The sequence below is a fragment of the Gordonia sp. NPDC003950 genome, from assembly GCF_053605205.1.
Genome location: NZ_JBSGIT010000006.1, coordinates 86,872 through 107,727, shown reverse-complemented (window position 1 = coordinate 107,727; position 20,856 = coordinate 86,872). Strand labels below are relative to the sequence as shown.

General features: G+C 66.8%; 22 protein-coding genes and 2 pseudogenes. 11 read left to right on the top strand and 13 right to left on the bottom strand.

The features are described 5' to 3' along the window. Positions 1-12: 12 nt before the first annotated feature. From ACWETB_RS07030 to ACWETB_RS07010, 5 genes are all read left to right on the top strand, one after another. Entirely contained in the window at positions 13-1,062 is a 1,050-nt protein-coding gene (locus ACWETB_RS07030; protein WP_452210188.1) for a Dyp-type peroxidase, read from the top strand. Positions 1,063-1,151: 89 nt separating this feature from the next. Then, complete coding sequence (locus ACWETB_RS07025; RefSeq protein ID WP_452210186.1) at positions 1,152-1,949, top strand: family 1 encapsulin nanocompartment shell protein; 798 nt, start codon at positions 1,152-1,154, stop codon at positions 1,947-1,949. 14 nt (positions 1,950-1,963) lie between these two features. Then, positions 1,964-3,247 (top strand): acetyl-CoA hydrolase/transferase family protein, encoded by a 1,284-nt coding sequence (locus tag ACWETB_RS07020; RefSeq protein ID WP_452210184.1) that lies wholly within the window; start codon positions 1,964-1,966, stop codon positions 3,245-3,247. 66 nt (positions 3,248-3,313) lie between these two features. Then, positions 3,314-5,047: an ABC transporter ATP-binding protein gene (locus ACWETB_RS07015; RefSeq protein ID WP_452210182.1), complete on the top strand. Its 1,734-nt coding sequence runs from the start codon at positions 3,314-3,316 to the stop codon at positions 5,045-5,047. Then, positions 5,044-7,002 carry an ABC transporter ATP-binding protein gene (locus tag ACWETB_RS07010; protein WP_452210180.1) on the top strand — a complete coding sequence of 653 codons (1,959 nt, stop codon included), beginning with the start codon at positions 5,044-5,046 and terminating at the stop codon, positions 7,000-7,002. Before ACWETB_RS07015 ends, ACWETB_RS07010 begins: the two co-directional genes overlap by 4 nt. A 90-nt stretch (positions 7,003-7,092) precedes the next feature. Here ACWETB_RS07010 and ACWETB_RS07005 read toward each other — a convergent pair whose 3' ends face one another. Together ACWETB_RS07005 and ACWETB_RS07000 are read right to left on the bottom strand one after the other, a co-directional pair. Further along, positions 7,093-8,043 carry a type IV toxin-antitoxin system AbiEi family antitoxin domain-containing protein gene (locus ACWETB_RS07005; protein WP_452210179.1) on the bottom strand — a complete coding sequence of 317 codons (951 nt, stop codon included), beginning with the start codon at positions 8,041-8,043 and terminating at the stop codon, positions 7,093-7,095. A 116-nt stretch (positions 8,044-8,159) separates the two neighbouring features. Next, the gene (locus ACWETB_RS07000) at positions 8,160-8,837 is read right to left on the bottom strand and encodes a hypothetical protein (RefSeq protein ID WP_452210177.1); all 678 of its coding nucleotides are present in this window, start codon (positions 8,835-8,837) and stop codon (positions 8,160-8,162) included. Positions 8,838-8,875: 38 nt separating this feature from the next. Between ACWETB_RS07000 and ACWETB_RS06995 the strand changes: the two are divergent. Then, a pseudogene (locus ACWETB_RS06995) lies at positions 8,876-9,112 on the top strand (YdeI/OmpD-associated family protein); the annotation flags it as partial. A gap of 10 nt (positions 9,113-9,122) precedes the next feature. Here ACWETB_RS06995 and ACWETB_RS06990 read toward each other — a convergent pair. The 5 genes from ACWETB_RS06990 to rnhA all read right to left on the bottom strand — a co-directional run bounded on the left by ACWETB_RS06990 (position 9,123) and on the right by rnhA (position 12,915). Next, positions 9,123-9,929 carry an SDR family oxidoreductase gene (locus ACWETB_RS06990; RefSeq protein WP_452210175.1) on the bottom strand — a complete coding sequence of 269 codons (807 nt, stop codon included), beginning with the start codon at positions 9,927-9,929 and terminating at the stop codon, positions 9,123-9,125. Between the two features lie 75 nt (positions 9,930-10,004). Continuing rightward, positions 10,005-10,994, bottom strand: a complete 990-nt coding sequence (locus ACWETB_RS06985; RefSeq protein ID WP_452210173.1) for an aldo/keto reductase — start codon at positions 10,992-10,994, stop codon at positions 10,005-10,007. After that, positions 10,991-11,458: a MerR family transcriptional regulator gene (locus tag ACWETB_RS06980; RefSeq protein WP_452210171.1), complete on the bottom strand. Its 468-nt coding sequence runs from the start codon at positions 11,456-11,458 to the stop codon at positions 10,991-10,993. The genes ACWETB_RS06985 and ACWETB_RS06980 overlap by 4 nt, the downstream gene beginning before the upstream one ends. Before the next feature lie 57 nt (positions 11,459-11,515). After that, on the bottom strand, positions 11,516-12,427 hold the full coding sequence (locus ACWETB_RS06975) for a D-isomer specific 2-hydroxyacid dehydrogenase family protein (RefSeq protein ID WP_452210169.1): 912 nt from the start codon (positions 12,425-12,427) through the stop codon (positions 11,516-11,518). Beyond that, positions 12,424-12,915 carry a ribonuclease HI gene (rnhA, locus tag ACWETB_RS06970; protein ID WP_452210167.1) on the bottom strand — a complete coding sequence of 164 codons (492 nt, stop codon included), beginning with the start codon at positions 12,913-12,915 and terminating at the stop codon, positions 12,424-12,426. Before rnhA ends, ACWETB_RS06975 begins: the two co-directional genes overlap by 4 nt. Before the next feature lie 36 nt (positions 12,916-12,951). On the opposite strand from rnhA, the gene ACWETB_RS06965 reads away from it, so the two are divergent. Continuing rightward, positions 12,952-13,719, top strand: a complete 768-nt coding sequence (locus ACWETB_RS06965) for a methyltransferase domain-containing protein (protein ID WP_452210165.1) — start codon at positions 12,952-12,954, stop codon at positions 13,717-13,719. Here the strand turns inward: ACWETB_RS06965 and ACWETB_RS06960 are convergent. Then, on the bottom strand, positions 13,678-14,934 hold the full coding sequence (locus tag ACWETB_RS06960; protein WP_449742631.1) for a citrate synthase: 1,257 nt from the start codon (positions 14,932-14,934) through the stop codon (positions 13,678-13,680). The genes ACWETB_RS06965 and ACWETB_RS06960 overlap by 42 nt on opposite strands. 55 nt (positions 14,935-14,989) lie before the next feature. Here ACWETB_RS06960 and ACWETB_RS06955 point away from each other — a divergent pair, with 55 nt between their 5' ends. Both ACWETB_RS06955 and ACWETB_RS06950 read left to right on the top strand, forming a co-directional pair. Then, a complete protein-coding gene (locus ACWETB_RS06955) occupies positions 14,990-16,129 on the top strand; it encodes a citrate/2-methylcitrate synthase (RefSeq protein ID WP_452210163.1) in 1,140 nt (379 codons plus the stop codon). Between the two features lie 16 nt (positions 16,130-16,145). Further along, positions 16,146-16,685 carry a DUF1697 domain-containing protein gene (locus ACWETB_RS06950; protein ID WP_449742629.1) on the top strand — a complete coding sequence of 180 codons (540 nt, stop codon included), beginning with the start codon at positions 16,146-16,148 and terminating at the stop codon, positions 16,683-16,685. A gap of 14 nt (positions 16,686-16,699) precedes the next feature. Here the strand turns inward: ACWETB_RS06950 and ACWETB_RS06945 are convergent, their stop codons facing one another. The 4 genes and pseudogenes from ACWETB_RS06945 to ACWETB_RS06930 all read right to left on the bottom strand — a co-directional run bounded on the left by ACWETB_RS06945 (position 16,700) and on the right by ACWETB_RS06930 (position 18,816). After that, a complete protein-coding gene (locus ACWETB_RS06945; protein WP_449742628.1) occupies positions 16,700-17,188 on the bottom strand; it encodes a hypothetical protein in 489 nt (162 codons plus the stop codon). Positions 17,189-17,198: 10 nt separating this feature from the next. Next, entirely contained in the window at positions 17,199-17,666 is a 468-nt protein-coding gene (locus ACWETB_RS06940; protein WP_449742627.1) for a MarR family winged helix-turn-helix transcriptional regulator, read from the bottom strand. Continuing rightward, positions 17,663-18,376 (bottom strand): annotated as a pseudogene (locus ACWETB_RS06935) (hypothetical protein). The gene ACWETB_RS06940 and the pseudogene ACWETB_RS06935 overlap by 4 nt, the downstream one beginning before the upstream one ends. Before the next feature lie 23 nt (positions 18,377-18,399). After that, on the bottom strand, positions 18,400-18,816 hold the full coding sequence (locus ACWETB_RS06930) for a CoA-binding protein (RefSeq protein WP_452210160.1): 417 nt from the start codon (positions 18,814-18,816) through the stop codon (positions 18,400-18,402). A gap of 24 nt (positions 18,817-18,840) precedes the next feature. Here ACWETB_RS06930 and ACWETB_RS06925 point away from each other — a divergent pair, with 24 nt between their 5' ends. Further along, complete coding sequence (locus ACWETB_RS06925) at positions 18,841-19,737, top strand: SDR family NAD(P)-dependent oxidoreductase (RefSeq protein ID WP_452210158.1); 897 nt, start codon at positions 18,841-18,843, stop codon at positions 19,735-19,737. A gap of 6 nt (positions 19,738-19,743) precedes the next feature. Beyond that, entirely contained in the window at positions 19,744-20,340 is a 597-nt protein-coding gene (locus ACWETB_RS06920) for a dihydrofolate reductase family protein (RefSeq protein WP_452210157.1), read from the top strand. Positions 20,341-20,353: 13 nt separating this feature from the next. Here the strand turns inward: ACWETB_RS06920 and ACWETB_RS06915 are convergent, their stop codons facing one another. Continuing rightward, positions 20,354-20,773, bottom strand: a complete 420-nt coding sequence (locus tag ACWETB_RS06915) for a DUF2628 domain-containing protein (protein ID WP_452210155.1) — start codon at positions 20,771-20,773, stop codon at positions 20,354-20,356. Positions 20,774-20,856 lie beyond the last annotated feature (83 nt).

Below are 20,856 nucleotides of genomic sequence, written 5' to 3'. Positions count from 1 at the left end.
AGGCTGAATTACGTGCCTGTGCCGCAGACGATCCTGACCCGCAAGACCAAACAAGCCTTGTTCCTCGTCATGACGATCAACGAGGGCGGCGAGAGCACGGTCCGGGATTTCCTCGGCGAACTCGGCTCGCGGATCAACTCGGTGTCGTCGCGGGCGCCCGAACAGGCACTCGCCGGGATCGTCTCGATCGGGTCCGACGCGTGGGACCGACTCTTCGCCGGCCCGCGGCCACGCTCACTGCGCCCCTTCGTCGTCTACGAGGGCGAGGTGCACACCGCACCGGCGACACCCGCGGACCTGCTGCTGCACATCAAGGCCGATCAGATGGACCTGTGTTACGAGTTGGGCCGGCTGGCGATGACGGCGCTCGGTGACGCGGTGACAGTCGTCGACGAGGTGCACGGCTTCCGGTACTTCGATCTGCGCGATCTCATCGGATTCGTCGACGGTACAGAGAATCCCGTCGGGCAGGCCGCGATCGACGCGATCACCGTCGGCGACGAGGACCCCGGTTTCGCCGGCGGCAGTTATGTGGCCATCCAGCGGTATGTCACCGACTTCGCCGCGTGGAATGCGCTTTCGGTGGCCGATCAGGAAGACGCGATCGGCCGCACCAAGTCGGACAACATCGAGATGTCGGACGACGTCAAGCCGAGCAACTCGCACATCGCGCTCAACGTCGTGGAGAACGCCGACGGCGAGGAGATCGACATCGTCCGCGACAACATGCCGTACGGGGACGTGTCGGGTGCGGGCGAGGCGGGCACCTACTACATCGCCTACTCCGCGGGCCCCGACGTGACCGAGGAGATGCTGCGCAAGATGTTCATCGGTGATCCGCCCGGCAATTACGATCGCCTGCTGGACTTCACCACCGCGGTCACCGGATCGCAATTCTTCACTCCGACAACCGATTTCCTCGACGATCTGCCCGCCGCGCCACTGGCCGAGGCCGCCGACGAGGACGACCACCCCGCCGACACCGCCAGAACCGGTGAACCCACGACGCCGAGCGCCACCCGCCCAGCCGACGGTTCGCTCGGCATCGGATCCCTGCACTGAATCACGATGCGCGCAACCACGATGCGCGCAACCACGTTGCGCAACCGGCACATCCACCACATCCCGACCCGACAACCAGGAGAGTCACCATGAACAACCTGCATCGCGAACTCGCCCCCATCTCCGACTCGGCGTGGGCGGCCATCGAGGAGGAGGCGACGCGGTCGTTCAAGCGCAACAGCGCCGGCCGGCGAATCGTCGACGTGAAGGGCCCCCTGGGCCTCGAGGCCTCGTCGGTGACGCGCGGCCACCGCTCCAAGATCGATTCGCCCGCCGACGGCATCCTGGCGTTCCAGCGCCACGTGCAGCCACTGGTGGAACTCAAGGTGCCGTTCACGGTGACCCGCGAGGCGATCGACGACGTCGACCGCGGCGCCGAGGATTCCGACTGGGATCCGGTGGTCGAGGCGGCCCGGCAACTCGCCCTCGCCGAGGACCGCGCCATCTTCGAGGGGTACGACGCCGCCGGGATCAGTGGCATCCGGTCGGCCACCGCCACCCCGATCGCGCTGCCCGAGGATGTCCGGGACTATCCGGAGGCGTTCAGCCAGGCACTCTCCACCCTGAAGCTCGCGTCGATCGACGGGCCCTACTCGATCGCGGTATCCGCCGGCGTCTACAACCTGATCAACGAGACCTCGAATCACGGCTACCCGATCAGCCAGCACATCAAACGCCTGATCGACGGCGAAATCGTCTGGGCTCCGGCCATTTCCGGTGCGTTCGTGGTGTCCACCCGGGGTGGCGACTTCGAGCTGACGATCGGCCAGGACGTGTCCATCGGATACGACTCGCATGACGCCGACACCGTCAACCTGTACTTCCAGGAGTCGTTCACCTATCTCACCTACACCGGCGAGGCCGCCGTCGCACTCACGAGCGCCTGAGTCACACGCAACGCATGACGCCCACCTCAGCCGTGGCCATGCCGGTGGAGCCCGAGCGGGTTCTCGAACACATCCCGCCGGGCGCCAACCTCATCGCCCCGCTCTACGCGGCCGAACCGACCGCCCTGCTCGATGCAATCGAGGCCGGGAACGAGCAACTCACCGGGGTCCGGGTGCACCGGATGAGCGCGATCGCCGAACGCGCCTACATCCGCGGCGAGTTCGGCGATCGACTGCGCCACGTCGACTACTTTCTGGCGCCGGCCACCCGTCAGGCGTTCTGGAACGGCACCTGCGACCTGGTGGCCAGCCACTTCTCCGAAACACCCACGCTGATGCGCGCGCTCACCGGCCCCAAGCTGGTGATCACCAGCGCGAGCATGCCCGACGAGCACGGCTACTTCTCATTGGGCACCAACGCCGAGTACTGCGCGGCGCTGATCGGTGAGATGCCGTTCTTCCTCGAGGCCAACGAGCAGATGCCGCACACCTACGGCGAGAACCACATCCACATCAGCCAGATCGTGGGGTGGACGGCGGTGGATCGCCCTCTCTTCGAGGCACATTCGGCCGGCGACGACCCGCGCGATCATGCCATCGCCGAGAACATCGTGGACCGGATCCCGGACGGCGCGTGCATGCAATTCGGTATCGGAAACGTGCCCGAGAAGATCGCCGAGCTGCTGTCGGGCCACCGCGATCTGGGGATTCACACCGAGGTGTTGACCGACGGCGTGATGCGTCTGGTGCAGTCCGGCGCGGTCACCGGAGCCCGCAAGCGACACCACCGGGCCAAGCATGTGGCCACCTTTTGCCTCGGCTCCCGGGAGCTCTACGACTGGATCGACCACAATCCCGGCATCGCGCTGCTGCCGGTGGATCAGACCAATGATCCGCGGCTCATCGGCGACGAACCCAATGTGGTCTCCATCAACGCGACCACCGAGGTGGATCTGATGGGGCAGGCGGCCAGTGAGACGATCGGCGGCCGCTACTGGTCGGGGTCGGGCGGTCAGGTCGACTTCGCCCGTGGCGCGCAGTATTCCGACGGCGGACAGGGATTCCTCGTCACCCGGGCCACCACGTCGAAGGGCAAGAGCCGAATCTCGGCGCAACTGAGTCCCGGCAGCGTGGTGACCACCCACAAGAACACCATCGACAACGTGGTCACCGAGTACGGGATCGCGGAGTTGCGCGGCCGGTCACTGCGGCAACGCGCCGCGGCCCTGATCGCCATCGCCGCCCCCGAACACCGCGATCAGCTCACCAAGTCGGCCCACGAACTCGGGTTGCTCTGAAGGGTGCCCGGCAAACCATTCGCAGAGATGGCGGGCCTGTTGCTAGCGTCGTGAGGTGACCTGCCCATGCTGACGCGACTGATCCGGACATACCTGGCGCGGTACCCGGTGAACATCGTCGCGGTGATCGTGCTGCAACTCGTCGCGACCGCAGCGATGCTGTTCCTGCCGACCCTCAACGCCGACATCATCGACAACGGTGTCTCGCGCGGCGACACCGAATACATCCTGCGCATCGGCGGGGTGATGCTGGCCGTCGCGTTCGCGCAGATCATCTGCACGCTCATCGCCCAGTACTACGGTGCCCGCGCCGCCCTCGGCGCCGGTCGCGACATCCGCCACGACCTGGTGCACCGCGTCAACACATTCTCCGCACGCGAGATCGGCACCTTCGGTGCACCGTCGCTGATCACCCGCACCACCAACGACGTCCAGCAGGTGCAACTGCTGATCGTGATGAGCACTGCCATCCTGGTGATGGCCCCGATCATGTGCATCGGCGGCATCGTGATGGGTGTCTATGTGGCGCCCGGCCTCTCGTGGGTGCTGCTCATCGCGGTGCCGATCCTGGGTGTCACCATGGCGATGATCATCGCGCGGATGATCCCCGGGTTCCGCGCCATGCAGGAACGTCTGGACACCGTCAATCGCGTACTGCGGGAGCAGATCACCGGTATCCGCGTGGTCCGCGCCTTCGTCCGGGAACGGTATGAGACGCAGCGTTTCGGCGTGGCCAATGACTCGCTCAGCGACGCCTCCCTGCGGGTCGGCCGGATGATGGCGTTGATGTTCCCGGTGGTCATGGTGATCACCAATGTGACGATCGTGGCGATCATCTGGTTCGGCGGGCACGCCGTCGTCAACGGCGGCACCGAGATCGGCGCCCTGACCGCGATGATGAGCTACGCCATGCAGATCATGATGTCGGTGATGATGGCGTCGTTCCTGGCGATGATGGCGCCACGCGCGGCCGTCTGCGCCGAACGCATCTGCGAGGTCCTCGACACCGAGACATCGGTCCGGCCACCGGCCGAGGCGACCGGGTTCGCGGCGGCGCCGTCGTCGGTGGAGTTCGTCGGCGCCGAGTTCCGCTACCCAGGTGCCGACGAGAACGTGTTGAGCGACATCGGTTTCGCCGTGTCCGCCGGCACCACCACCGCCATCGTCGGATCGACCGGTTCGGGCAAGACCACCCTGATGGCACTCGTACCGCGCCTCATCGACGTCACCGACGGCGCGGTACGCATCGGCGGCACCGACGTCCGCGACCTCGACCCCGATGAGTTGCGGTCGGTCATCGGTTTCGTGCCGCAGCGGCCGTACCTCTTCTCCGGGACGGTCGCCTCCAACGTGCGGCACGGCAAACCCGACGCGACCGAGGAGGAGATCTGGGCGGCGTTGCGGATCGCGCAGGCCGAGGAATTCGTCCGGGCCATGCCCGACGGGCTCGACACCGCGATCGCGCAGGGCGGCACCACCGTGTCCGGCGGGCAGCGGCAGCGGTTGGCGATCGCGCGGGCCCTCATCCGCCGGCCGGCGGTGTACCTGTTCGACGACTCGTTCTCCGCACTTGATCTCACCACCGACGCGAAACTGCGTGCGGCACTGCGGCCGGCCACCGCGGACGCCGCGGTGATCATTGTCGCCCAACGCATCTCGACGATCGTCGATGCCGACCAGATCGTCGTCCTGGACCGCGGTCACGTCGTCGGGCTCGGTCGGCACGACGACCTGCTGACCTCGTGTGAGACGTACGCGGAGATCGCGAAGTCGCAGCTGTCGATCGGAGAACCGGCATGACCCGCCCCGGACCCGGCTCGGGACCCACGGCCGGTCCCGGCCCGGGACGCGGCCCGATGATGGCCGGACCCGTTCTGCAGAAGGCGCATTCGTTCGGCCCGTCGATGAAGCGTCTGGTGCGGCTGCTGATGGCCTACCCGTTGCGGATGGTGACGGTGCTGACCGCGATCGTCGGGTCGGTGATCCTGCTCGCCATCGCACCGCGCATCCTCGGTCACGCCACTAACCTGATCTTCGACGGTGTCATCGGCAAGGCACTGCCCGAGGGGATCACCAAGGCGCAGGCCATCGACGGACTGCGCGAGCGGGGGCAGGACACATTCGCCGACATGATCTCGTCGATGGATGTGACGCCCGGCGTCGGCGTCGATTTCACCGCCGTCGGACAGACGCTGCTGATCGTGCTCGTCTGCTATGTCGCGTCATCGTTGCTGTCCTGGGTCGCGGCGTATCTGCTGAACATCGTCGTGGTGGCCACGATCCGGCGGCTACGTGCCGACGTCGAGGACAAGGTGCACCGACTTCCGTTGCGCTACTACGACACCAGCCCCCGCGGCGATCTGCTCAGCCGCGTCACCAACGACCTCGACAATCTGTCGCAGAGTCTGCAGCAGACCATCTCGCAGTTTCTCAACTCGATTCTGACGGTGATCGCGCTGCTGGTGGTGATGATCTGGATCTCGCCGCTGATGGCGTCGATCGCGGTGATCACCGTGCCCCTCGCGGTGGCGGCCACCGCGATCATCGCGCGACAATCCAAGCCGCACTTCATCGCTCAGTGGTCGTCCACCGGAAAGCTGAACGCACAGATCGAGGAGGCGTTCACCGGCGCCGAGTTGGTCAAGGTGTTCGGCCGCCAGGCCGAGGTGGAGGCGGTCTTCGACGAACGCAACGAGAAGCTCTACCAGTCGAGTTGGCGGGCGCAGTTCATCTCCGGCATGGTGATGCCGACGATCATGTTCCTCGGCAACCTCAACTACGTGGCGATCGCGGTGGTCGGTGGGCTGCGGGTGGCGTCGGGCAATCTGAGTCTCGGTGAGGTGCAGGCCTTCATCCAGTACTCACGGCAGTTCACCCAACCGCTCACCCAGATCGGGTCGATGATCAACCTGATGCAGAGCGGTGTGGCCTCGGCCGAGCGGATCTTCGAGATCCTCGACGCCGACGAACAGACCCCGGACCCGATTCAGCCCGCTACACCGGCAGAGGACAAGGGCCGCATCGAGTTCGACGATGTCGCCTTCCGCTACGTCGAGGACAAGCCGCTGATCGAGGATCTGTCGCTGGTGGCACGGCCCGGGCACATGGTGGCCATCGTCGGGCCGACCGGCGCGGGCAAGACCACGCTGGTCAACCTGATCATGCGGTTCTACGACGTCGATTCGGGCACCATCCGCCTCGACGGCGTCGAGACCCGCGACATGACCCGCGACGATCTGCGCGAACGCACCGGCATGGTGCTGCAGGATTCGTGGCTGTTCGGCGGCACCATCTACGACAACATCGCCTACGGCGACCCGACCGCCTCCCGCGAGCAGGTCCTCGAGGCCGCGATGACCGGTCACGTCGACCACTTCGTGCGTACCCTGCCCGACGGCTACGACACCGTCCTCGACGACGAGGGTGGCGGCGTGAGTGCCGGTGAGCGACAACTCATCACGATCGCCCGGGCCTTCCTGGCGCGGCCGACCATCCTGATCCTCGACGAGGCCACCAGTTCGGTGGACACCCGCACCGAACTGCTCATCCAGCAGGCGATGGCGAATCTGCGGGCCGACCGGACGAGTTTCGTGATCGCGCATCGTCTTTCGACGATCCGCGACGCCGACACCATCATCGTGATGGAGGACGGGCACATCGTCGAACAGGGCGATCACGAGGAGTTACTCGCGGCGCAGGGCGCGTATTGCCGGCTCTACCGCAGCCAGTTCACGGGTGCGTTGGACACAGAATAAAGGGACTAACCGGCCGCGCATGCCTACCTGCATGCTGAACTCCCACGTGCACGCAATGCATTCCGCGCAGGTGGGAGTTGCGCGCGCAACTCACTTCTTGAGGATCCCAACCGTCTGCAGGTTGTGCGTCAACCGCGGGATCATCCGGTTGCCGACGAGATCGGTCCACACCCAGCGTTCCACCATCGGCCCCAACCGGCGCACAGCATCCTCCCTGCGCTTTTCCCTGACCACCACGGCGGTCACGTCCTCACCCGGCTTGAGCAGCTTCTGGTACTTGACCTTCCCGTCGAACTCGCCGACGAGTTTGCCCTCCCAGTCGTAGTCGCACCGGGCCACGAACTCACCGCGCTCGTCGAGGTAGACACGTTGGAGGATCGGAAGCGGCAGGTGTTCGACGATCATCTGCCCGCGGCCCCAGGATTCGCCCGGGTTCTCCGACAGCCCGTTCGCGTGCCCGAGCGCAAAGCGCGCAAGACCCACCCCGGATCGTCGTTGCTCCAGCGTCTCGGCCATCGCCTCGGCATCGGCACCCAACCGCAGGGCGGAGTCGAACACCGCCAACGCCCGAGCGAATTCTCCTACCCCACAGGCAAGATCGATGGCGGTCAGCTCCAGTGACGTCGTCGGGAATCCGTCGACGAGGACGACGTCGGACTCGTCGAGCACTCCGCTGTGCAGGTGCCGGTAGGAATCGACCCGGCCACCCGTAGCCGTCCCGGTGCGCTGATGTACACGACCGAAATCCGGCATCAGCATGGACAGCCCGTGCAGTACCGCCGCCGACGTATGGCTGGCCACATGGTCGGTGGTGCTACACGTCATCGCCGCGATGGTGCGGACGCGGTGGAGCGGCTCGTGGTCGAGAACCGTCGAGGACGGGAGGAACGCGCCCGGCCAAATCCGCCGAAGGTGGCCCTGGTCCACCGCACGTGCGAGCTGATTGTCGGTGATGCCGCGCTCACGTGCGGTCTTTCGATACACGATGCCGTGCGGGTCGGTTGGGAAAGTGATGCGGGAAGGCGCCGGTGAGAGTGTCATGCAGGATTGGACGCACGCCGCGGCGTTTCGGTGCCATCCGAATCCAAGTGCATGCTGAACTCCCAGATACACACAATGCATTCCGCGCAGGTGGGAGTCCCGCGCGCAACTCCCGCTCAGGACTCGCGGCCGCGCTCCAATTCCCCGGCGATGCCCCGCTCGAGTTGCTCGGCGGCCGGTTGCGGGACGTCGATGAGGCCGTCGAGTTCGGTGCGGGCCTTGCGGTAGGCGGCCTGACGTTCGGCCGGGGTGGCCGCGGCATCGGCGGCCACCGCGATGAGTTTGCGGGCGCGGTCGAGGGTTTCTCGCTCGATGGGTGAGAAGTCGGACTGCTTACGACGACGGGCCTCGCGTTCGGCGGCGTCGAACGACGCCGCGTACACCTGCACGGCGTCGCGGTAGTCGGCGAAGGTCTGCGGATCGAGCGTCTCCCCCGTCGCCGGACGCAGGTCGTCGGCGCGCACCTTGGCCTGATGGAACGCCAGGGTCAGCGGTTCCCGCATGTCGATGAGCATCGGGTATTCGATGAGGGTGGCCAGGTCGAGTTCGTATTGGAACCACTTCTCGTTGATCTCGTCGTGACGGCGCGTCACCTTGGTCACCTGGGCCTTGTCGGCCTGGGTGATACGCATCTGTTCGGTCGTCGCGGTCGCCTTGATCCGGGCGAGTTCGATCTTGTCCTTGCGACGCTTCTCGTTGTACCGGGCGATGTGACCGGCCCAGCCCCCGACGACGCCACCCACCGGGAAGATCAGCCACCAGTAGTCCGTCGCGTAGTGGAGTATTTGGTCCACCCGACCAGGGTACCGACGTCGTCGATTCGGCGTTACCTTCCTCGGCCGGTGTCTGGTTGGTGCTCTGGCGCAAGGACTCCGGACGCGAACCACTCGATTACGACGAATCGGTCCGTGAGGCGTTGTGCTGGGGACAGGCCGTCATCGACGATGCCAAGGCGCGTGGCCTGTGGTCGTTGCTCGACGACGCGGAGGCCGGCATCGAGCATCCGGAACTCACCGCGGCACTCGACGCCGTGCCCGACGCCCGGGCCCACTGGGACGCCTTCCCGCCGCGCGCGCCGGCTACAGATCCGGGATCGGCAGATCCAGGTTCGGGGTGACGATGCCACCGTCGATCTCGAGGATCTTGCCCGTCACATACGATCCGGCGGGCGAGGCGAGGTAGATCGCGGCGGCGGCGATATCCGCCGGCTCACCCAGTCGATGCAACGGGGTCGCGGACTCCACCGCAGTGCGCATCCCGTCATCACCGGCCACGATCTGCAACGCGGAGGTCAGGATCGCGCCGGGCGCAATGGCATTGACGCGGATGCGTGGGTTGAGGTCCATCGCGGCCAGGCGCGTGTAGTGGGCGAGCGCCGCCTTGGCGGTGCCGTACGCCGCATACGCGCGACCGGGAACACGCCCGACCGCCGAGGTGACGTTGATGATCGATCCGGCGCTGTTCCCCGGACCCTCGGTCGTGGCCAGCAGATGCGGTACCGCCGCGGTGGTCAGCGCGTGCGCCGTCGTCACGTTGAACGTGAAGGCATCGGTCATGTGGTGCGCCTTGGTGTCGAGTAACGGCCGCGGCATGGCACCACCGACATTGTTGACGACGGTGTCGAGGCGGCCGAACTCGTCGACGGCGGTCTGCGCGAGGCCGGCGACCGTGTCGGGATCGGCGAGGTCGGCGACGACGACGTGCGCACGGCGACCTCGTGCGGCGACCTCGTCGGCCACCTTCTGTAGCTCGTCCCCGGTGCGTGCCGCGATCAACACGTCGGCGCCGGCCTCGGCGAATCCGGTGGCTATCGCGGCACCGAGGCCGCGGCCCGCGCCGGTGACGATGGCGACGGTGTCGGTGAGGAGAAAGCGGTCGAGGATCACGCTCCTGAGCCTGCCACACGAACTAGAACATGTTCTAGAATTTCGCGGTTCTGTTACGTCGCGGCCACCGGCAGGCTACGCCGAGCGCCCGGCCACCCACGTCATGTCCGGGTAGCGATCGCCGGCCGGGCGTAGCGCGGCGAGCCGGGTCAGGTGCTCGTCGGACAATGCCACCGCGCTCGCCCCGATGTTCTCGTCGAGGTAGGTGCGCCGCTTGGTTCCCGGGATCGGCACCACGTCGTCGCCCTGTGCCAGTAGCCACGCCAGTGCGACCTGCCCGGCGGTGGCGCCGACCTCGGCGGCCACCGCACGAATCTCGGCGACCAACGCCAGATTGTGCTCGAGGTTGTCGGCCTGCCACCGCGGCAGGGTGGATCGGAAATCGCCGTCACCCGGCGCTGCCGCGGCCGCCGACCCGGTCAACATGCCGCGTCCGAGTGGGCTGTAGGGCACGATGGCGGCGCCGGCCTCCCGCGCGGCGGGGACGTCGGATTCCTCGACGTCGCGGCTGAACAGCGACCACTCCGACTGCAGCGCCGCGATCGGATGAACCGCCGCGGCACGACGAATCGTCTCGGCGTCGGCCTCGCTGAGCCCGATCTCGCGGATCTTGCCCGCGGTCACCAGTTCGGCCATCGCCCCGATTGTTTCTTCGATGGGTCGGGCGGGGTCGATGCGATGCACGTAGTAGAGGTCGATGACGTCAACGCCGAGTCGCCCGAGTGAGGCGTCGACGGCACGGCGGACGTAGTCGGGCGATCCGTCGACGTCGCCGGTGGGATAGCCGGTGTCCTCGTCGACCAGGATGCCGAACTTGGTGGCGAGGACGACCTCGTCGCGACGCGTGGCGAGCACCTGCGACAACAGTCGTTCGTTGTCCCCGCGGCCATACATGTCGGCGGTGTCGAGCAGGTTGACTTCCGCGTCGAGGGCGTGATGCAGGGTCGCGATCGATTCGTCCCGATCGGCCGGCCCGTAGGCGAAACTCATTCCCATACAACCCAATCCGATGGGAGAGACCTCGAGCGAGCCGATGCGGCGAGTGGTGGTGCGCGGCGTGGTCATGGTTGGGTCCGTCCTCCGTAGGTGGCGATCTTGTATTCGGTGGCCGCCAGCGACAGTGTGAGTTCGGCGATCTGGCGGCGGATGGTGTCGCGATGTTCGAGCAGCATCTCGAGGCGTTCGTCGACGGTGCTCTCGCCCTGGTCGACGAGGGCGACGTAGTGTTGCAAGTCCCGGATGGCCATGCCGGACAAACGCATTCGCGTCAGGAAGATCAACCGGCGAATGGCCGCATCGTCGTAGAGCCGGTTGCCCACACCGTCACGCCCGACGGCCACCAGGCCGATGCGTTCGTAGTAGCGCAACGTATGGGGCGAGACATCGAGCAGGTCGGCGGCCTCGGCGACGGTCAGCGGCTCGGCGATCTCGCCGGCGTCGACGAGTTCATGGATCACCTCGACCGACATCGGTCCGTCGAGTTCCCGCAGGGCCGCGAGCGCTTTGCGCATCAGGTGATCGGTACTCATGAGGATCACGCTAGGCCTTCGAGCGCACTCGAAGGCAAGACACGATTCGGTGAGACCTCAGTAATCCCGCCCCACTGGCACCACCGAGATCAGTTCCTCACCGGCGGCGAAGCGGCGAATGTTGCCTGCCACCCACGGTGCGAGTTCGCGGGTCAGCCCCGACGCCGGGTTGGCGATGTGCGGGGTGATGATGCAGTTGGGCAGCGACCACAGCGGGTCGTCGTCCGCCGGCGGCTCCGGGTCAGTGACATCGAGTGCGGCACCTGCGATTTCGTTGCCACGCAGTGCCCAGTACAGTGCCTGCTGGTCGATCAGCGGACCGCGCGCGACGTTGACCACCCACGCATGGCCGGGCAGGGCGGCGAGGCTGCGCGCATTGATCAGGTGATGGGTTTCCGGCGTCGAGGGTGCCGCGAGGATGACGTGATCGGTGGAGGTCCACACCTCCTCCATCCGCGACGACGGCAGCGTGGTGTCGGCCCCCTCGACCGGGCGGCCCGACCGGTTGACCGCGAGAACCTGTGCGCCACAAGCCTTCAGGCGCGGCATCAGCGACGCGCCGATGCCGCCGGCGCCGACGATCGCGACCGTCGCCCCGCGCAGTGTGCGCACGGCGGTGTCGATGCGGTCCTTGTCCCAGCCGTCGCGGATCGAGGTGTGGATCTGCCGCAGCCCGGTCAGCAACAGCGCCAGGGCATGTTCGGCCACGTTCTCGGCGTAGAAGCCGGACGCGTTGGTCCAGATGCGCTTCTCATCGAGCACGCCCGCGTCGACGAACCCCTCGATACCCGCGGTCTTGAGCGCCACCCATTCGACGGTGTCGGGCAGATCGGGAAATCCGGTGGGGTCGCCGAGCCAGACGAGCACCCGGGCGTCGGCGAGGTCGACGACCCGCGCGCCGGTGGATTCGACGGCGGCCACCACATGCTCGTCGCGGAACGGCTCGACGGCGACCGCGAGGTCACTCATGACCGAACTCCGGAGATCTCGCGGGCCGCCGAGGTGGCCAGACGGTCGGCGATCTCGTTGTAGTGATCGCCGTTGTGGCCCTTCACCCAGCGCCACGTCACCTGATGGCGCTTCTCCTCCTCGATGAGCCGCTTCCACAGATCGGAGTTCTTGACAGGCTTCTTGTCGGCGGTCTTCCAGCCGTTGCGCTGCCATCCGGCGACCCACTTCATGATGCCGTTGCGGACGTAACTGGAGTCGGTGTACAGGATCACCGTCGACGGCCGGGTGAGCGCCGCAAGCCCCTCGATCGCCGCCTGGAGCTCCATCTTGTTGTTGGTGGTGTCCGGGGCGGAGCCGGAGATCTCCTTCTCGGTGCCCTTGTACCGCAGAACCGCACCCCAGCCGCCGGGTCCGGGGTTGCCGAGGCAGGCGCCGTCGGTCGAGATCTCCACCACGGAGTCGTCGGTTGCCGGGTCGGGTGCGGTGTCCTGCGGGTCGCTCGCCATTCCTCAGAGGTTACCCAGCGGGTCTAGGGTGAAACCATGCCCGTCTGGGACCCCGATCGTTACCTCCAGTTCGCCGACTCTCGCACCCGGCCGTTTCTCGACCTGATCGCCCAGGTGCCCGGCGCACCAGCCTCGATCGTCGACCTCGGCTGCGGCCCCGGACACCTCACCCGGTATCTGCGGGCCCGCTGGCCGCAGGCACGGATCCTCGGCATCGATTCGTCGGCGGAGATGATCGACGAGGCGATCCGGTCCAACTCCGATGCCGTCGCCAACTACGACGCGGTCGATGTGACCACGTGGCAGCCGAACGGGCCCGTCGATCTGTTCGTGTCGAATGCGATGTTCCAGTGGGTTCCCAATCAGCTCGAGGTGATCGCCCGTCTGCTGCAGTTCGTCGCTCCGGGCGGCACCTTCGCCGTGCAGGTGCCCAACAACGCCGACTCGCCGACGCATGTGACGCTCGCCGAGGTGGCGCAGCAGGAGCCCTTCGCCGAACACCTCACTCACACGCGTCGTCTGCCGACCACGGACCCGGGGCTGTACCTGGAGTTCTTCGCCGACCGCGGCTATCTCGTCGACGCCTGGGAGACCACCTACCTCCACGTGCTGCCCGGTGTGGACCCGGTGTTCGACTGGATCTCGGGTACCGGTGCCCGGCCCTATCTGCAGGCGCTGCCCGACGATCTCGTCGCGCCGTTCACCGACGAGGTGAAAGTTCGCCTGCGCGAGGCATATCCAACCCATTCCTGGGGCACCCCGCTACCGTTCCGACGTACCTTCGCCGTCGCCACCAGGCCCTGATCCGGGCCGGATACCGGTGTAGACACCTTCCGGACGGAAGCGCAGCCGCGGCTCCCGGTACTCCTCGAGCGCATGCGCGGTCCACCCGACCATCCGGGCGAGCGCGAAGATCGTCTCGGCGGCATCGGGGCTCATCCGGTACCGCAATGCGATGGCCGCCAAAGCGAGATCGGAGTTCACGAACTGTCTCGGACCGATGTGATCGACGATGGTCCGCACCGCGGGCATCACCCGCCGGTCTCCGCCGCCCATGGTGCCCAGCCTGTCGATGATCTCCTCGGCCCGAGGATCGGAGTGCCGATAGATCACGTGACCGGTCCCGGGGATCGGGGTTCCGGTGTGCAGTGCATCGGCGAGGGCCGCGGTCGGGTCATCGAGGGCACCCGCGAGGAATCGGTAGGCCAATGTCGTTGCGCCGCCGTGGCTCGGGCCGTCGAAGGCGCCGAGACCGGCCCCGATCACCGCGTAGACACTGCCGCGTGCACTCGCGGCGACGCGTGCGGCGACCACACCGGCCGAGAGGTCGTGATCGGCGAGCAGCACCAGCGCGGCATTCACCAACGACACCGTCCGACGGGTGGCGGGTTCATCGGTGAGACGCGGCCAGAGCCGTTGCGCGACAGCAGCTTCGGATGGACCGTCACCCAGCGCTTCAACGGCAGCGGCAATCGCGGACACGGCCTTTCCGGTCACCGCATCGGGATCGATCTGGTGACGCAACGGATCTCGCGCCCCGGCCAGGTCGACCGCCAGTCGGATCCGGTCCACACCGCGCGCCCGGACACCGGCGACCCGTCTCACTGCGGCCCCGATGGCCCGCTGGTCTGCCGGCGACGACGGCGAGGTCCACGGCCGATCCCACAGCAGCGCGGCGACATCCTCGAAGGACGTGGTACGGGACAGCTCGACGACGTCGCGGCCACGATAGTGGAGCCGGTCGCCGCTCAGGAAGGTGAGCTGGGTGCGGATGCGTTCGGCGACCCCGGTCGGCGGACGATGGCGGGTGCGGTCGAGGAGCCCGTCGACCTCGTCGACCGGAAACATGCTGCCGTCGTGGCCGTCGATGCGCCGGCTGCTCAGACGCCCGCGGCTGACATACGCGTAGACGGTGGACACCTTGACCCCCAGCATCTTTGCCACCTGCTCGGTGGTCAGATAGTCCCGCCCGTCGTGGTGGATGGGCGTCGGATAGCGGCGGGTGTGGGTGCGGGTCACATATTGATTGAATCAACATTGACCGGCCGGCTCAATACGGTTCATCGTCGTGGGTATGACCGAGCAACTCATCGCCCCACCCGGATTGCAGAACGTGATCGTCGCCGACACCGAGATCGGTGACGTCCGCGGCGCCGAGGGCTTCTTCCACTACCGCCAGTACTCGGCGATCGAGTTGGCACGCACCCGCAGCTTCGAGGAGGTCTGGTACCTATTCGTCCACGGCCATCTCCCCGACGCCGACGCGTTGGCCGAGTTCATCACGCGCACAACCGCCCTGCGCACGCTGCCGGACGAGCTCGCCGGCATCCTGCGCACGGCAGCGCTGCTGGGCGGTGAGCGCGAATCCCTCTCCGGCCTGCGAACGGTCCTCTCGGCCACCGGACCCGCGACCGGGGCCCGCCCACTCTGGGATGCCGACCCGCGGCAACGCGTCGACGACGCCCTGCACGCAACGGCCCTCACTCCGACGATTCTGGCCGCCCTGCATCGCATCCGCGCCGGTGAGAGCCCCACAGAGCCTCGCGCGGACCTCGGTGTGGCCGCCAACTGGCTGTATCTGATCTCCGGCCGGGAACCGACGGCGCAGGAGGCGCGAGCCATCGAGCACTACCTGATCGCCACGATGGATCACGGATTCAACGCGTCGACATTCACCGCCCGGGTGATCGCGTCGACCGGAGCCGACGTCTTCGCCGCGGTCTGCGGCGCGTTGGGCGCCTTCTCCGGCCCGCTGCACGGCGGGGCCCCGGATCGGGCCCTCGATGCCCTCGACGAGATCGCCGCCCACGGGGATGCGCGTACCTGGGCGGCGGAGCAGGTGGCCGCACACCGTCGCATCATGGGCTTCGGGCACGCCGTCTACCGCACCGCCGACCCTCGTTCGATGATGTTGCGCGCCATCGCACTCGGGTTCGGTGGTCCACTCGTAGAACGGGCCGTGGCCGCCGAGGAGGCCATCACCGAAGTTCTCGCGCAGGCACATCCGGAGCAGCCGCGGTATGCCAACGTGGAGTTCTACGCCGGCGTCGTGATGGAATGCTGTGGGGTGCCCCGTTCGATGTTCACGCCGACGTTCGCGGTGAGCCGGATGGTCGGATGGTGCGCCAACATCTTCGAGCAGGCGCAGAGCCGCAAGATCATCCGGCCCGCGGCGCGCTACGTGGGCCCGAGTCCCGACGCACAGCGGCCGTGACATGCCACACTGGGGCATGGCCTCGCTCCCCCACATCTTCCTGATCCGCGCGATCAACGTTGGTGGCGCGAAGTTGCCGATGGCCGACCTTCGTTCCGAGGCAACCGAACTCGGTGCCACCGAGGTCCGTACACATATCGCGTCGGGCAACCTGATCTGTGTCCCACCAAACTCACCGGCGGCATTCGCGAGCGCCCTCGAGGAACTGATCGAAGCGCGCCACGGATTCTCCCGCGAGGTCATCGCGCGGTCGGTCGACGAGTTGCGGAATGCGGTGGCGGCCTTCCCCTTCGAGGCGGACGACGAGAAGTTCGCCCACCTCTACTTCCTCACCGGTATCCCCGACCCGGACAAGACGAAAGCCTTCCTCGACATGGACTTCGGCGATGATCAACTCGCCGTGATCGGCGCCGATCTGCACATCTACTACGCCGGCGGCGTCGGCAAGAGCACACTCAGCTCACCGAAGATCGCGCGCGGGCTCGGCGTCGCGGGCACCGGACGCAACCTGCGGACGGTGCGGACACTGATCGAGATGGCCACCAGACAAACCTGAACGCCCGAGGTGGTTCAGTACACCACCCGATCGATCGCCCCGATGACCGAATTCATATCGTCGCGTTGCTGGGCGAACGGCGCTTCCCACAACTGCCGGGGCAACTCTTCGAGCGCCTTGACGGCGGTCTCGAGTTCCTCGAGTCGTTCGGTCTTCTCGTCGCCACTCGACGAGGCGGCCGCGATGAGCTGGTCGTCGAGATCGAAGACCTTGTCGTCGAGCCGATCTCGCACCGCAACGGTCTCGTCATCGTGCGGGATGGCCGGATTCTGGTGCACGTCGGCGATCGCGTAGCGCACCCGTCGGTGCAGCAACGCCTCCGGGCTGGTGTCCGTCGTCCACTCCTTGGGCGCACGACTCGGTTTGCCGGGGATCAAATCGGTGGACCGGGCGAACGCGCGGATGCGTTTGTCGGAATCCCAGGCGAACCAGATCGCACCACCGAGGGTGAACAACGCGACGGCAACAATGACGACGATGACGATGATCGCGACGGGCGACATGACCTCGACCCTATCCCTCGGCCCGGGCCGCGGGCCGTTCGGCGCGCACGGCGGCGGCATTCACCCGGGTCAGGACGCCGTGGAGTTCTTCGAGGTCGGCGATGTCGACCCCGAGGGCGGCGACGACGGCCGGCGGGATGTCGAGGGCCTTCGTACGCAGTGCGCGTCCGGCGTCGGTGAGGTCGATGTCGACGTTGCGTTCGTCGTTGTCGCGCCGACGCCGCTCGATCAGTCCATTCGCCTCGAGCCGTTTGAGCAGCGGTGAGAGCGTCGCCGAATCCAGTTGCAGCACCGCGCCGATCTCCTTGACGCCGCGCGGGGCCGATTCCCACAGCGCGAGCATCACCAGGTATTGTGGGTGAGTGAGTCCGAGTGGATCGAGAAGTCGCCGGTAGATCCGCAGCACCGAACGGTTGGCCACGGCCAAGGCGAAACACACCTGCCGTTCCAGCAGCAGCGGATTGTCCGGTTCGGTCATTCTCCCATCGTAGGCTTGCCCGCCACCAGGTCCTCCACGTCGAGGCCCCAGCGACCGAAGCGGGCGTCGAAGGCGCTCGCCCGGTCGCGAGCGCGTTGCTTCTTGGCGTCGGAGTAGTGACGGCGCGCCCACCGCGAACCCGGCCGGGCGAGGCGTACCGCCCCGATCCATCCGACCGGCGGGATGAAGGCGGCCACCGCGGCGGTCGAGTACTTGCCCTTCGCCACGCACACCAGCACGCAGGCGATGTGGACGGGTAGTACGACGAGGAGGCCGAGGTGCCCGACCGCGGAGAGATCGTCCTCGGTGAAGGGATCGATACCCAGCGCGAGAAGACCGAGGAGTGCGACGGTCAGGCTCACCACCTGCACCGACAGCTATCCCTCTTTGGTCCAGTACACGTCGGTGAGGTGCAGGATCAGCGCGAACTCGTCGAGGACGAGGCTGGCGCCGACACCGATGAGGACCGCGGCGATCAGCGATCCCGGTGCATGCCCGGCCACCGCGACCGACGTCACCGCACCGATCAGCAGCAGGATCAGACCGGGGACCGCGTGGTGGATGTGTACCCCACCCTCAATGTTGTTGCGGAACGGACCCTTACCGGCCCGGATCAGCCGCGTGATGGTGCGGGTGATCAGGAAGGTCACCAGGAAAGCGACGAACAGCACCGCCAACGGCACCTTCGGTTCATTCCAGAACGAGTCCACGTCGGCAACCCCTGATCGGTGGATCAGTGCCCGGCGGTGATCCCGGTGCGGGCCTGTTCGATCTTGAGGCAGCGGTCTTCGACGTAGAGCAGACCCGCGCCCTCGGCGATCTGCCGTGCCTCCGGCGAGGTGATACCCAGTTGCAGCCACAATGCGCCCGCCCCGGCGGCGACGGCCTGCCGGGCGATCTCCGGGGCGTCGGCCGACGGCCGGAACACGTCGACGAACCCGACCTGCTCGGGCACGTCGGCCAGGGTCGGATACACCCGCTCGCCGACGATCTCGGTGGCCGTCGGGTTCACCGGGATGATGCGCCAGCCCTTGTCCTGCATGAGCGCGGGAACCTCGTTGGCCGGCTTGTGCGGATTCGCGCTGGCGCCGACGACGGTGATGGTGTCGTAGGTGCTCAGGATCTTCTCGACGATGTCGTCTGTGCTCATGGCGACGAGTCTATGGTCGAATCCATGAGGCGCACCACGACCGACCCGTTCGCCGATCTGGACCTGGCCGCCCTGGCCGGGGCCCGCGCGGTGGTCACCGGAGCGACGAACGGGCTCGGCATGGCCACCGCGCGAGCACTCGCCCGGGCCGGCGCGTCGGTGGTGATACCCGCCCGCAACGTCGAGTTGGGTCGAGCGCGTGCGGACGAATTCGGTGGGGATTGCACGGTGATACCACTCGATCTGGCCGACCTGGCCTCGGTGCGTGCGTGCGCCGGAGCAATCGACGGGCCGATCGACTTCCTGATCAACAATGCCGGGGAGTTCCCGACCGGTCGCGGCGAGACCGTCGACGGCTTCGAGCGAACCATCGGAACCAACTTCCTCGGCCCCTTCGCCCTCACCAATCTACTTGTCCCCCAAGTTCGTCGGCGGATCGTATGCGTGGCCTCCGACGCCCACAAAGCCGCCCGGATCGATCCCGATGATCTGAATCTCACTGCGGCACAATGGAGCCCGCCGCGGGCCTACGCCCGATCCAAGCTGGCGGTGATGTTGTGGGGTCTCGAACTGGACCGCCGGTTGCGGTCGGCGGGCTCACCGATCGAAACCATGCTGACCACTCCCGGCTGGGTGGCGTCCAACATCTCCAACAAGCCGCACCTGGGTATCGCCCATCGGATCGTGCAGGGCGGGGCGCGATTACTGGCCAACGATGTCGACGCCGGCGCGGCGACGACCCTGTACTGCCTGACCGAACCGATCGCGACCGGCAGTTACGTCGGCGTCGACGGATTCGGCGCATTACGTGGTGCGCCGGTGCTGTTCGGCAGGTCGCGCACCGCATGCGACTTCGGGCTCGCGGGCCGGTTGTGGGATGCGGCCGAGAAAGCCACGGGGACCAGGCTTTCCGTACAGTAGGTCACCATGCGTCCACTGATCTATTACGTTGCAGTCAGTCTCGACGGCTTCATCGCCGATCCCGCCGGAAACTTCGACGCTTTCGACGCCGAGGGCGATCACATGGCGACCATCCTGTCCGAGTTCGCCGATGCGCTACCGCAACCGGCACTCGCCGCGCTCGGTGTCACGCCCCCGAGAACCGTGTTCGACACCGTCCTGATGGGCAGCGCCACCTATGCCGTGGGCGCCGACGTCGGCCTGTCCAGCCCGTACCCGCATCTGCGGCAGTTCGTCTTCTCACGGTCGGATCGTGCGGTCCCCGACGAGGTGACCCTCACCGCCGAGTCGCCATCGAACATGGTCGGACGACTCAAAAGTGAAGAGGGTCAAGGTATCTGGTTGTGCGGTGGTGGAGTGTTGGCCGCCTCACTCATCGATGACATCGACCGGCTGATCCTCAAGGTGAATCCGATCCTCCTCGGCGCGGGCATCCCGCTGTTCGCCGGTGCCCGGCCCGGGGTGTGGGGCTTCGACCTCACCCGCAGCCGGGCCTACGAGTCCGGGGTGCTCATCAACGAGTACCAGCGAACGGGACCGGCCACAGAGCCCGAACCCCGGTGACGCGGGGATCGTGTCACCGACCGCGTTTCGTCCCACTCATTCCCTCAAAAGGGTTCCAGGAGTGCGAGTTCGCGCGGATATGCAGATAGTAGGAGTAGTTCGCCGTTGAGCCGGCGAGCGCTCCCATCGCGGCAGCAACCGGCGCATTCAGCCCCGCAGGCGCGTTGACGAGTTCCATGACAATCCCGACCGCCACGCCGATGGCGAGCAACGTGAGTCCCTTGCGCCACATACCTTTGACCGCGAAGTAGATCGGGCCGAACAGGAAAGCCAAGACATTGAAGGACAACCGCATTCGCCGGCCGAACGGCAGTACCCGAAATACTGCGCGTCCGGCGGGGTCGGCCGGGTTGCCATGGGCGTCGTAGAACGCGAATCGGGTCTGCCAGCGCGACGGGACAGATGGTGAGCGTGAATAGCCGACATTGGTCATCAGTTTGCCTCCATGATTAGGAGAATCAACATATCAAACTGCATCGAGTACTCCCCGACTCGAGTCCGTGCGGGGTTTTGGGC